Raw genomic sequence first — 12,458 nt, forward strand, 5'->3', positions numbered from 1 at the left:
TTCGCTGCATTGCCGCCGGCAAAGGCCGCATCACCGCGGCCTTTGTCGTTTAACATGCCCATCGATTTACTCGCCGTTGCCGATTCGCTTGCCGCTTGTCCGGGCCGGCTATACCTTGCATACAGCGGCGGCATCGATTCGCAGGTATTGTTGCATCTGTGCGCCAGCAATCGGGAATTACGGCCACGCCTTACCGCCGCCCACGTCCATCACGGCCTACAAAGCCAAGCCGACGCGTGGGAGCTACATTGCCGGCAACAAGCCGATGCGTTGGACGTAGCCTTTTACAGCGTGCGCGTCGATGCCCGAGCCGCCGGCGGACAAAGTCCGGAAGCGGCGGCTCGGGAAGCCCGCTATCAAGCGCTGGGCGCGTTGATTCAGTCCGGCGACGCCTTACTGGTTGCCCAACATCGCGAAGATCAGCTGGAAACATTGCTGCTACAGCTGTTTAGGGGAGCGGGCGTGCAAGGCTTAGCCGCCATGCCCGCCAGTGCAGCGTTCGGTAAAGGCCGGCTGCTACGGCCGCTACTCGACGTCGGCAAGGCCGAAATCCGCCAATACGCCGCTCGGCACCAGTTACGCTGGGTGGAAGACCCCAGCAATGCCGACACTGACTTCGACCGCAACTATCTGCGCAACGCTATCCTGCCGCTGTTGAAAAACCGCTGGCCCGCTCTGGATAAAACCGTGTCGCGCAGCGCCAGGCATTGCGCCGAATCCCAGCAATTGCTGAGCCACTACAGCCAAGCGCTGCTAACCGCGCTATCGGACCCACGCGACCATAGTCTGGACCTGGACGGCTTGCGTGGTCTATCGGACGCCGAGCAATCCTGGACTTTACGGGCTTGGATGCGCGCTCTGCGTTTACAAATGCCCAGCGAAGCGGTATTGAACACGCTCAAAAGCCAATTTTTAGCCGCTAACGGCGATCCGTCGCTACATTTTCAAGGCCATCGAATACGCCGTTACCGACAACGCCTGTACTGCCTGGAGGATAGGAAGTTTCGGCCGGCCGAGCAGCAAGTTTGGCCTCAGTCGGCCGAACGGATAAGCTTGTCTAACGGTTATGCTTTGACCCTAACCCCAACCGACTCCGGCATCAGCCGGCAACTTTGGCAAGCCGGACAGGTGGAATTGAAACCGCGCCAAGGCGGAGAACGCCTAAAATTACCCGGCCGGCATGGCCATCATTGCTTGAAGAAACTTTATCAAGCCGCCGGCATTCCTCCCTGGGAACGCGATTCCAGACCCTTGCTGTACATAGACGGCCGGCTGGCAGGCGTGCCGGGATTGTGGATAGACGAATGGGCATGGACACTAGCCGAAAACGCTTGCTACCGCATCGATTGCCGGCACGAGGACCTCGCTCCAGCCCTTCTCCGGCAAGGCGAGTGACGGGCATTCAGCCTCGCGCGTCCTACCGCTATCGGCCTCAGCGCAAAGGTCGACCGGACAACCGCCGACATCGACGGACGCAATGCGCACTCGATAACGAGTGTTTCGGTCGCCCGAATAAAACCGGCAAGTCGCCGGCAAAACTGCTAAAATCGCGCAATTTTCCAATCCCCTTGCTATCCGCTCATTTAGGCGAATAACACTCCATGACAAAATTCATCTTTATCACCGGCGGCGTGGTGTCTTCTCTGGGAAAAGGCATCGCCGCATCGTCTCTGGCCGCCATTTTGGAAGCCCGCGGCCTCAAAGTCACCATGACCAAACTCGACCCTTACATCAATGTCGATCCCGGCACGATGAGCCCGTTTCAACACGGCGAAGTGTTCGTCACCGAGGACGGTGCGGAAACCGATTTGGACTTAGGTCATTACGAACGGTTTTTAAAAACCACGATGACCAAGAAAAACAACTTCACCACCGGTCAAGTCTACGAGCAAGTGCTGCGCAACGAGCGCAAAGGCGAATATCTGGGCGCCACGGTGCAAGTGATTCCGCACATCACCGACGAAATCAAGCGGCGGGTTTTCGCCAGCGCCGAAGGCATGGACATCGGCATCATCGAAGTCGGCGGCACCGTGGGCGACATCGAATCCTTGCCGTTTCTGGAAACCATACGACAAATGGGCGTCGAACTGGGCCGCGACAAAGCCGTATTCATACACTTGACCTTAGTCCCTTACATCAAGTCGGCCGGCGAACTTAAAACCAAACCGACTCAACACTCGGTGAAAGAGTTGCGTACCATAGGTATACAGCCGGATATTTTGATCTGCCGTTCCGAACAACCGATTCCGGCCAGCGAACGCCGTAAAATTGCGCTGTTTACCAACGTCAACGAAAAAGCCGTCATTTCCGCGGTCGACGCCGATACCATTTACCGCATTCCGCTGCTATTGCGCGAACAAGGTTTGGACGACATCGTGGTTAACCAGTTGCGCTTGGACGTGCCGCCCGCCGAATTGTCGGCCTGGGAAAAAGTGGTGGACGGCTTGACCCACCCGACCGACGAAGTCGAGATTGCCATCGTCGGCAAATACGTGGACCACACCGACGCCTACAAATCGCTGAACGAAGCCTTGTTGCACGCTGGCATCAACACTCGCCACAAAGTGCAAATCAAATACATCGATTCGGAAACCGTAGAAGCCGAAGGCACCGCTCAATTGAAAAACGTCGACGCGATTCTGGTTCCGGGCGGCTTCGGCGAACGCGGGGTAGAGGGCAAAATCTCAACGGTGCGTTTTGCCCGGGAAAACAAAATTCCGTATCTGGGCATTTGCCTGGGCATGCAATCGGCGGTGATCGAGTTCGCCCGCAACGTGGTCGGCTTGGAAGGCGCGCACAGCACCGAATTTTTACCGAAAACCCCGCATCCGGTGATCGGCTTGATTACCGAATGGATGGACGAAGCCGGTGAACTGGTAATCCGCGACCAGGATTCCGACTTGGGCGGCACCATGCGCTTGGGTGCGCAAAAATGCCGGCTGAAATCCGACTCGCTGGCATTCGAGCTTTATCAAAAAGACGTGATTACCGAACGCCATCGCCACCGCTACGAATTCAACAACCAGTATCTGAAAACCCTGGAAGCGGCCGGCATGCGTTTTTCCGGCAAATCCCTGGACGGCCGGCTGGTAGAGATTATCGAACTGGCGGACCACCCCTGGTTTCTGGCCTGCCAATTTCACCCGGAATTTACCTCGACCCCGCGCAACGGCCATCCGCTGTTTTCCGGTTTCGTCGAAGCCGCCGCACAACACAAAAAGAAAGGTCAAGCATGAAGTTATGCCATTTCGAAGCCGGCTTGGATCGGCCCTTGTTTCTGATCGCCGGCACCTGCGTCATCGAAAGCGAACAAATGTCGCTGGATACCGCTGGCACCTTAAAGGAAATCACCGCGCAACTGGGCATTCCGTTTATTTACAAGTCTTCCTTCGACAAAGCCAACCGCTCGTCCATCAATAGCTTCCGCGGCCTGGGACTGGAAACCGGCTTGCAAATACTGGAAAAGATCAAACAACAAATCGGGGTACCGGTATTGACCGACGTACACGAAGACACGCCGTTAGCGGAAGTCGCCGCAGTAGTCGACGTGATGCAAACCCCAGCCTTTTTATGCCGGCAAACCAATTTCATCCAAAGCGTGGCTTCGATGGGCATCCCGGTCAACATCAAAAAAGGCCAATTCATGGCACCCTGGGACATGGGCAATGTCGTCGCCAAAGCCAAAGCGACCGGCAACGAGCACATCATGGTGTGCGAGCGCGGAGTCTCCTTCGGCTACAACAATCTGGTGTCCGACATGCGTTCCTTGGCGGTCATGCGCGACACCGGCTGCCCGGTAGTATTCGACGCCACCCATTCGGTGCAATTGCCGGGCGGACAAGGCAGTTGCTCCGGCGGCCAACGCGAACACGTGCCGGTACTGGCGCGCGCCGCTACCGCAGTCGGCATCGCCGGCTTGTTCATGGAAACCCACCCGAAACCCGAGGAAGCCTTGAGCGACGGCCCCAATTCCTGGCCCTTGCACCGCATGAAAGAATTGCTGGAAACTCTGATCACCATCGACCGCGCAGTCAAAGCGGCACCCTTCATCGAAACCACGCTATAGACGAAAAACGCATGGCCATGGCAAAAATCACCCGGTTATCGCAGCTCGATATGTCGGCCAACTATAGCTATGCGGATTATTCGACCTGGCAATTCGAGGACGCGGTTGAACTGATCAGGGGCAGGATCTCGCTGATGTCGCCGGCGCCGAACGTCCATCATCAGCGCTTGTCGATGAACTTGAGCGGGCAAATGTTCAATTTTTTCCACCACAGGTCCTGTCAGGTGTTCGCCGCGCCGTTCGACGTCCGCTTGTACGACCGCAGAAATTCCGTCCCTGTCGGCAAGGACGTCTTTACCGTCGTGCAACCGGATATTTGCGTGATTTGCGATCTTGCCAAGCTGGACGAACAAGGCTGCAACGGCGCGCCGGACTGGATCATCGAGATCGTCTCTAAAAGCAGCTCGAAAAAGGACACGCAAATCAAGCACGCGCTATACGCGGAAAGCGGCGTCAAGGAATACTGGCTGGTCTTCCCGCACGAGGCCATCGTCGAACAGTTCGTGCTCGACGAACAAGACCGCTACCAATTGACTCGAATTTTCGCCGGCGACGACTTCGCCACGCCGCACCTATTCCCGGAGCTTCGCATCAGCTTAAGCGAACTCTTCCCGGATAATTAAAAACGTTTACAAAACCTACCATTCATCACGGAGATTAGAAGATCATGAGAATCGTTGACGTAAAAGCAAGAGAAATTCTGGATTCGCGCGGCAACCCCAGCGTGGAAGCCGACGTATATTTGGATTCCGGCGTGGTCGGCAGCGCCATGGTGCCGTCCGGCGCTTCCACCGGCGAACGCGAAGCCATCGAGTTGCGCGACGGCGACAAATCCCGTTATCTGGGCAAAGGCGTATTGACCGCCGTCAACAACGTCAACACCGAAATCCGCGACGCCGTAATCGGCATGGACGCCGACAAACAAGAGCTGCTGGACGAAAAAATGATTGCCCTGGACGGCAGCAACGCGAAAAGCCGCTTGGGCGCGAACGCGATTTTGGGCGTGTCCATGGCCGCCGCTCGTGCCGCTTCCCTGGAAGCCGGCCAGCCACTGTATCAATTTTTGAACAAAAGCGGCGAATTCGTGATGCCGGTACCGATGATGAACATCATCAACGGCGGTTCGCACGCCGACAACAGCGTCGATTTGCAGGAATTCATGATCTTGCCGGTCGGCGCGCCGACTTTCCGCGAAGCCATCCGTTACGGCGCCGAAGTGTTCCATAATCTGGCCAAGGTATTGAAAGGCAAAGGCCTGGCCACCACCGTGGGCGACGAAGGCGGTTTCGCGCCGAACCTGCGCTCCAACGAAGAAGCCATCGAAGTCATCCTGGAAGCCATCGAAAAAGCCGGCTACAAAGCCGGTCAAGACATCTATCTGGGCATGGACGCGGCCGCTTCCGAATATTTCGACAACGGCAAATACGTATTGGCCGCGGAAAACCGCAGTTTCAGTTCCGAAGCGATGGTCGACTTTTTGGCGGCTTGGGTCGACAAATATCCCATTATCTCCATCGAAGACGGTCTGGACGAAAACGACTGGGACGGCTGGAAACTGTTGACCGACAAATTGGGCGGTAAAATCCAGTTGGTAGGCGACGACTTGTTCGTGACCAACCCGGCCATCCTGAAAGAAGGCATAGACAAAGGCATCGCCAATTCCATCCTGATCAAAGTCAATCAAATCGGCACCCTGACCGAAACTTTGGCGGCGATCAACATGGCAAGCGCGGCCGGCTACACCGCGGTAGTTTCGCACCGTTCCGGCGAAACCGAAGACACCACCATCGCCGACCTGGTAGTTGCTACCGGCACCGGCCAAATCAAAACCGGTTCCTTGAGCCGTTCCGACCGGGTCGCCAAATACAACCGCTTGATGAAAATCGAAGACGAGTTGGGCGCCAAAGCCCGCTACGCCGGCCGCAGCGCATTCAAAATGCTCGGCTAAACCCGATCGGCCGGGCGCAAGCAGCGCCCGGCTATCAACGACTGCCGGTTTGGGTCTTTCCTGCACTCGCCCGAACCGCTTATCGAGGTGTCGTCATTAAATACGTAGTTCTATTGCTTCTAGGCCTGATCGTCCATTTCCAATACCGCTTGTGGATAGGCGACGCCAGCATTTCGCAAATCAGCGAATATCGGCAACGTCTGGAAGAATTAAACAAAGAGATTCAAGACAGCAAAGACAGAAACGATGCGCTGTACGCCGAAGTATTGGACTTACGCAGCGGCTTGGAAACCATAGAAGAACGCGCCCGGTACGAACTGGGCATGGTCAAGGAAAACGAAACCTTTTTTCAGGTGCTTGAGTAGCGCATGATGGCATCAACAAAGTGCTGGGCCGTGGTTCCGGCCGCCGGCGTCGGCAAACGCATGCAGGCCGACCGCCCCAAACAATATCTGCCGCTGGCCGGCAAGACCGTGATCGAACACACTTTGAGTCGCTTGCTGGAATCCGGCGCGTTTCAAAAGGTCGCGACGGCGATCTCGGTCGAAGACCCCTATTGGCCTGAACTGGACATTTCCAAGCATCCCGACGTGATTACCGCCCCCGGCGGCAAGGAACGCGCCGATTCCGTGCTATCGGCCTTACAATCGTTGCAAGGTTTGGCCGGCGAAAACGACTGGGTGCTGGTGCACGATGCCGCCCGCCCCTGCCTGACTGCGCAAGACATTCATTTGCAAATCGAAACTTTGAAAAACGATGCGGTCGGCGGCATTTTGGCCTTGTCGTCGCACGACACCTTGAAACATGTCGACGGCGATACCATCACCGCCACGATAGACAGAACGCAGGTTTGGCGCGCCCTGACTCCGCAAATGTTCAAATACGGCATGCTACGCGACGCCTTGCAGCAAACCCAAGGCAACCCGGCGGTTACCGACGAAGCCAGCGCTTTGGAATTGCTGGGTTATCGACCGAAAATCGTCGAAGGCCGCCCCGACAACCTCAAAATCACCCGCCCGGAAGACCTAGCCCTGGCACAATTTTATCTGGAGCAGCAAGCATGATACGCGTAGGCATGGGATACGACGTGCACCGGTTCAACGACGGCGACCACATCATTTTAGGCGGCGTGATCATTCCTTACGAAAAAGGTCTGGAAGCGCATTCCGACGGCGACGTGGTGTTGCACGCCCTGGCCGACGCCATCTTGGGTGCCGCCGCGCTCGGCGACATCGGCCTGCATTTTCCGGATACCGACCCCGATTTCAAAGGCGCGGACAGCCGCATTTTGCTGCGCCACGTGTATAAAATCGTGCAGGAAAAAGGCTACCGCCTGGTGAACGCCGACATTACCATCATCGCCCAGGCGCCGAAAATGCTGCCGCACGTGTCGGCCATGCGCGCCAATATCGCCGCCGATTTGGCGGTCGAGGTCGACTTCATCAACGTTAAAGCCACTACCACCGAAAAACTGGGTTTCGAAGGCCGTAAAGAAGGTATCGCGGTGCAAGCCGCGGTATTGATAGAATCCTAAGCGTGCCCGCCCACTACCCGCCGGACGACTGGCATTACGCGCACGGCGGCCCAGGCGGCCGCGGCGTATTGAAACAGCAACCCGCCGATTTCGTCGTCGAAGAGCTTTTGCCCTTCGTTCCGGAAGGCTGCGGCGAACACGTGTTTCTCCACATCGAAAACGCCAACGACAACACCGGTTATATCGCCCGCTCCCTGGCGCGGCTTGCCGGGGTCAGGAGCCACGACGTCGGCTTTGCCGGCCTGAAAGACCGCTACGGCTTGACCAGGCAGTGGTTTAGCGTGTGGCTACCCGGCAAGAGCGAACCGGATTGGCAGACTCTGCAATCGGACCATTTGCGCATCCTGACTATTGCCCGCCACGCCCGCAAGTTGAAACGCGGCAGCTTGAGCGGAAACCGGTTTACCATCACGATTCGCGACTTTGGCGGCGACCGGGCCCGTTGCGAACGCCAATTGCAAGCCATCTCGGCCGCGGGCTTCCCCAATTATTTCGGCGAACAACGTTTCGGGCACGGCGGAACCAATATTACCGGCGCGCTAGCGCTGTTCGCAGGCGCAAAGGTCGGACGAGAGTTGCGCTCGCTATACCTATCCGCCGCGCGCAGCTTGCTATTCAACCGCGTGTTGTCCGAACGGGTGAAGACGGCAAGCTGGAATACCGCCTTGCCCGGCGACCTGCTGAACTTGGCGGGCACAAATAGCCGCTTTGCCTGCGATTGCGTGGACGAAGTTTTGCTGGAACGGTTGCAGTCCGGCGACATTCACCCGACCGGTCCTATGTGGGGCCTGGGCGAACTGGCGTCCGGCGCCGAAGTAGCCGAGTTGGAACGGCAAATAGCCGCGTCCGCTCCCGAGTTGAGCGCCGGTTTGGCGGCCGCCGGCTTGCTGCAAGATCGGCGCAGTTTGCGCGTCATCCCGAAAGCGCTGAGCTGGAGGTTTGCCGATACCAACCTGCAGATAAGCTTCGAATTGCCGGCCGGCAGTTACGCCACCGCGCTGCTGAGGGAAATCGTCGAACTCAGTCCGGCCGACAACCGGCCCGCTTAGATCAGCGTGCGCAAATCGGCAATCGAAGCCAGGGTCGCATCCGGCGTCACGCCGGACGCTTGGGCATAGGCCTCGCGGTATTTCCCGGTTTTGACCAACATCCCTTTCAAGCCGGCTTGTTGCGCTCCGCCCACGTCCGAATCGATGTCGTCGCCTACCATGGCTACCTGATGCGCCGGCAAGTCCAACTCCGCCAGTGCCGCTGAGAAAAAAGCGGGCGAAGGCTTGCCGATGACGGTTGCCGCCTTGCCGGTCGCATATTCCAAACCGGTCACGAAAGCGCCGATGTCCAGCTGCAAACCCGCTTCGGTTTGCCAAAACTTGCCTTTATGCAAGGCGATCAGCTCGGAGCCGGCCATCACCCGCTGAAACACCTGATTGAGCAATGCATAGCTCCAGGCTGAACCTATATCGCCGATCACGACAGCTTGCGGCTGTTCGCTATCGCAACTGAATTCACTAAATTCCTTGCATACCTGGTCAGCCAGCAACAATTGGCAGGCCCGGTAGCCGTTGCGGCGCAAATGCAGCAAGGCTGCGTAAGGCGCGCTGATGATCTCCTCGGCTTGAATCGGCAAATTCATGGCTTGCAACTTGACCGCCATGTTAGCTCTGGATAGCGTGGTGGTATTAGTGACGAAACGGTAGGGTATGCCGCGCGCCTTCAAACCGACCAGCAGCTCGGCGCCGCCCGGTATCGCCTCGCACCCGACGAAAAACACGCCGTCCAAATCGAATAGCATGCCGCGAACTTCTGTGAATGCCAGCATAGTGCCTCCCGTAAAATCCAGACTTAGCGCCAGCCGATTGATCGTTCCAGGCTTACAACATCGGCACCAGTTCCAACGCGAACATCAGCGCGTCTTCCCGCCCGCCTTCGGCCGGATAATAATCTTTGCGCTTGCCGATTTCCCGGAATCCGTTTTTTTTATACAACTCGATAGCCCTGGGATTGCTGGGCCTGACTTCCAGGAACAGGGTTTGCGCGCGCGGTCTGGCATATTCGATCAAATGATCCAACATCTTGCGTCCGGCGCCTTGCCCTTGAAACTCCGGGTTAACGCTGATATTCATGATGTGCGCTTCGCCGGCCGCCACCGAAATAATGCAGTAGCCGACCATCAAGTCGTTGGGCAATTCGCACACCCAGTTGGTGTAGTTCATCGCCCGAAAACAGTCCTTGAAGACTCCTTCAGTCCAGGGAAACTGGTAGTTCAGCGCTTCTATCCGCAACACGGTCGGCAGATCGCCATGTTCCATCTTGCGCAAGCGCAGCAAATCTTTGTTCTGTACCGAATCCGGAAACACTTTGGCGTAAAACTCCCGGTCGGCATCGTAAACAACGGCATCTTTCAATCTACGCAACAGCTTCCACATGATTTCTTATAGTTATAAGGATTGATAAACGGACCAAGCAAACTGCAAATCCTCCCAAGCCTTGGCTTTTTCAAGGGGGGAACGCAACAAATACGCCGGATGATGCACCACCACCAAGGGCAAATCGCCCAGCCGATACTGTTTGCCGCGCAAACGGGACAGCGGTTGTTGCGTGTCGAGCAAATTCTGCGCAGCAATGCGGCCAACGGCCAATAGGATTTTTGGTTGCAATAATTGGATTTGCCGCTGCAAAAAATCGTGGCAGGCAGCAACCTCCTCGGCTTGCGGATCCCGATTGTTCGGCGGCCGACATTTCAGCATGTTGGCGATGTACACCTGCTCGCGTTGCAATCCGATGGCTTTGAGCATTTCGTTCAGCAACTGCCCCGCTTTACCGACGAAAGGTTCCCCTTGCAAATCTTCGTTTTGCCCCGGCGCTTCGCCGATCAACATCCAGGTCGCCTGCTTGTTACCGACTCCGAATACGGTCTGGGTGCGGGTTTCGCACAGCGCACAAGCCCGGCACACCGCAACGCTGTGTTGCAACGATTGCCATGCCTCGGCGGCGTTTTCCGGTCCAGGCCCACGCAGCTCTTGGGTAGATGCACATCCGTCATGGTCTGCGTCCTCTGCCTGACCAAGCTCCAATCTTTCGTCAGCTGCCTCAGCATCCGGGCTTGGGTTTACCGGAAGTGCGGATGTTTGCGGATAAGCCAACCCGGAAACATCCGCATCCGCTAAAGTGGTTACCGGCTGCCGGCCGTCCGCATCGGCAAAATCGTCACTCGGCAGCCGGCCGCAAACGCCGGGAGGATGTCTGGCCACCCAGACATCAATATCCATGGCTTGCAAATAACGCAATCGAGCGGCAGCGTCCATCGCGTCCCGCCGTTACACGTCGGCTTTTTGCGGATGTTGGCGTTGATCCGGACTTTGCAGTTTGTTGACGGCGTTGATGTAAGCCTTGGCGGAAGCAATGACGATATCGGTATCGGCGCCAAGTCCGTTGACAATGCGTCCGGCTTTTTCCAGACGGACGGTCACCTCGCCTTGCGCGTCCGTGCCGGTGGTAATGTTGTTGACCGAATACAGGGCCAGGGTCGCACCGGTATTTACCAAACTTTCGATAGCTTTCAAGCTGGCGTCCACCGCCCCGCCGCCTTGCGCATTGCCGGTCAGTTCCTTGCCGTCTAGCATCACCGTGACGCTGGCGTTAGGTACTTCGCCGGTTTCCGAACACACTTTCAAAGATACCAGCTTGATACGTTCGTCCTCGGCTTCGAAGCTTTGCTCGGAGATCAAGGCTTGCAAGTCTTCGTCGAAAATATCGTGCTTTTTGTCCGCCAATTGCTTGAAGCGGTAAAATGCTTCGTTCAGTTCGGCCTCACCGGCGAACTCCACGCCTAATTCGGCCATACGGGTTTTGAACGCATTACGCCCGGAATGCTTGCCCAGCACCATCCGATTAGTAGTCCAGCCCACGTCTTCGGCCCGCATGATTTCGTAAGTCTCGCGGTTCTTCAACACGCCGTCCTGGTGTATGCCGGACTCGTGAGCGAAGGCGTTGGCGCCGACGATGGCTTTGTTCGGCTGCACAGGAAAGCCGGTGATTCCGGATACCAACTTGGAACAGGTGACGATCTCGCGCGCATCCAGGCCGGTGTCGCACGGAAAGAAGTCTTGCCGGGTGCGCACCGCCATGACGATCTCCTCCAGCGAGGCGTTACCGGCCCGCTCACCCAAACCGTTGATGGTGCATTCCACTTGCCGCGCGCCGTTCATCACCGCCGACAGCGAATTGGCCACCGCCAAACCCAAATCGTTATGGCAGTGCACCGAGAAGATGGCTTTGTCGGAATTGGGGATGCGTTTGATCAAATTCGCGATGGTAGCGCCGAACTGTTGCGGCATGCTGTAACCCACCGTATCCGGAATATTCAAGGTGCTGGCGCCGGCGTCGATCACAGCTTCCAGGATGCGGCACAAAAAATCCTCTTCGGAACGACCGGCGTCCTCCGGCGAAAACTCCACATTGTCGGTATATTGCCGCGCCCGCTTAACCGCCCGCACCGCATACTCGATCACCTGATCCGGCTGCATGTTCAGTTTTTTCGCCATATGGATAGGCGAAGTCGCGATGAAGGTATGGATGCGCGAACTTTTGGCGCCTTTCAAGGCTTCGCCGGCCCGGTCTATATCCTTGTCTAAAGCTCTGGCCAAACCGCACACGGTACTGTCTTTGATCGCGTCGGCCACCGCCTGCACCGCTTCGAAATCGCCCTGACTGGCGGCCGGAAAGCCTGCTTCTATCACATCGACTTTCATCCGCTCCAGCGCTCTGGCAATTCGCACTTTTTCGTCGCGCGTCATCGATGCACCCGGGCTTTGTTCGCCGTCGCGCAAAGTCGTATCGAAAATAATCAATCTGTCTTTCATGAGGACTCCGTCATGAAACTATCGGCCCTGCGGCCGGGAAATAAAAAG

At 57.0% G+C, this 12,458-nt stretch carries 13 protein-coding genes; 9 read left to right on the plus strand and 4 right to left on the minus strand.

Annotated elements, in window-relative coordinates:
* The first annotated feature begins 54 nt into the window (after nt 1–54).
* The 9 genes from tilS to truD all read left to right on the plus strand — a co-directional run bounded on the left by tilS (nt 55) and on the right by truD (nt 8,597).
* Complete coding sequence (gene tilS / locus AB0A83_RS15415) at nt 55–1,395, plus strand: tRNA lysidine(34) synthetase TilS (RefSeq protein WP_367154635.1); 1,341 nt, start codon at nt 55–57, stop codon at nt 1,393–1,395.
* 206 nt (nt 1,396–1,601) lie between these two features.
* Nucleotides 1,602–3,236 (plus strand): CTP synthase, encoded by a 1,635-nt coding sequence (locus AB0A83_RS15420; protein ID WP_367154636.1) that lies wholly within the window; start codon nt 1,602–1,604, stop codon nt 3,234–3,236.
* Nucleotides 3,233–4,066 carry a 3-deoxy-8-phosphooctulonate synthase gene (kdsA, locus tag AB0A83_RS15425; protein WP_150049961.1) on the plus strand — a complete coding sequence of 278 codons (834 nt, stop codon included), beginning with the start codon at nt 3,233–3,235 and terminating at the stop codon, nt 4,064–4,066. Before AB0A83_RS15420 ends, kdsA begins: the two co-directional genes overlap by 4 nt.
* A 17-nt stretch (nt 4,067–4,083) precedes the next feature.
* Complete coding sequence (locus tag AB0A83_RS15430) at nt 4,084–4,689, plus strand: Uma2 family endonuclease (RefSeq protein WP_367156170.1); 606 nt, start codon at nt 4,084–4,086, stop codon at nt 4,687–4,689.
* Nucleotides 4,690–4,730: 41 nt separating this feature from the next.
* Nucleotides 4,731–6,014, plus strand: coding sequence for a phosphopyruvate hydratase (eno, locus tag AB0A83_RS15435; RefSeq protein WP_150049964.1), 1,284 nt, complete (start codon nt 4,731–4,733; stop codon nt 6,012–6,014).
* 95 nt (nt 6,015–6,109) lie between these two features.
* Nucleotides 6,110–6,379 carry a septum formation initiator family protein gene (locus AB0A83_RS15440; RefSeq protein ID WP_150049966.1) on the plus strand — a complete coding sequence of 90 codons (270 nt, stop codon included), beginning with the start codon at nt 6,110–6,112 and terminating at the stop codon, nt 6,377–6,379.
* A gap of 3 nt (nt 6,380–6,382) precedes the next feature.
* Nucleotides 6,383–7,078: a 2-C-methyl-D-erythritol 4-phosphate cytidylyltransferase gene (ispD, locus tag AB0A83_RS15445; RefSeq protein WP_367154637.1), complete on the plus strand. Its 696-nt coding sequence runs from the start codon at nt 6,383–6,385 to the stop codon at nt 7,076–7,078.
* Entirely contained in the window at nt 7,075–7,548 is a 474-nt protein-coding gene (gene ispF / locus AB0A83_RS15450) for a 2-C-methyl-D-erythritol 2,4-cyclodiphosphate synthase (protein ID WP_150049970.1), read from the plus strand. The genes ispD and ispF overlap by 4 nt, the downstream gene beginning before the upstream one ends.
* Nucleotides 7,549–7,550: 2 nt before the next feature.
* Entirely contained in the window at nt 7,551–8,597 is a 1,047-nt protein-coding gene (gene truD, locus AB0A83_RS15455; RefSeq protein ID WP_367154638.1) for a tRNA pseudouridine(13) synthase TruD, read from the plus strand.
* Here truD and AB0A83_RS15460 read toward each other — a convergent pair.
* The 4 genes from AB0A83_RS15460 to AB0A83_RS15475 are packed head-to-tail and all read right to left on the minus strand — an operon-like array spanning nt 8,594 to nt 12,410.
* A complete protein-coding gene (locus tag AB0A83_RS15460) occupies nt 8,594–9,367 on the minus strand; it encodes a TIGR01458 family HAD-type hydrolase (protein ID WP_150049974.1) in 774 nt (257 codons plus the stop codon). The genes truD and AB0A83_RS15460 overlap by 4 nt on opposite strands.
* 52 nt (nt 9,368–9,419) lie before the next feature.
* Nucleotides 9,420–9,974 (minus strand): ribosomal protein S18-alanine N-acetyltransferase, encoded by a 555-nt coding sequence (rimI, locus tag AB0A83_RS15465; RefSeq protein ID WP_150049976.1) that lies wholly within the window; start codon nt 9,972–9,974, stop codon nt 9,420–9,422.
* 12 nt (nt 9,975–9,986) lie between these two features.
* Complete coding sequence (locus AB0A83_RS15470; RefSeq protein WP_367154639.1) at nt 9,987–10,853, minus strand: uracil-DNA glycosylase; 867 nt, start codon at nt 10,851–10,853, stop codon at nt 9,987–9,989.
* A gap of 12 nt (nt 10,854–10,865) precedes the next feature.
* Nucleotides 10,866–12,410, minus strand: a complete 1,545-nt coding sequence (locus AB0A83_RS15475) for a 2-isopropylmalate synthase (protein ID WP_150049980.1) — start codon at nt 12,408–12,410, stop codon at nt 10,866–10,868.
* Between the last annotated feature and the right edge of the window lie 48 nt (nt 12,411–12,458).

This window comes from Methylomonas sp. HYX-M1 (assembly GCF_040741385.1).
Lineage (GTDB): Bacteria > Pseudomonadota > Gammaproteobacteria > Methylococcales > Methylomonadaceae > Methylomonas > Methylomonas rhizoryzae.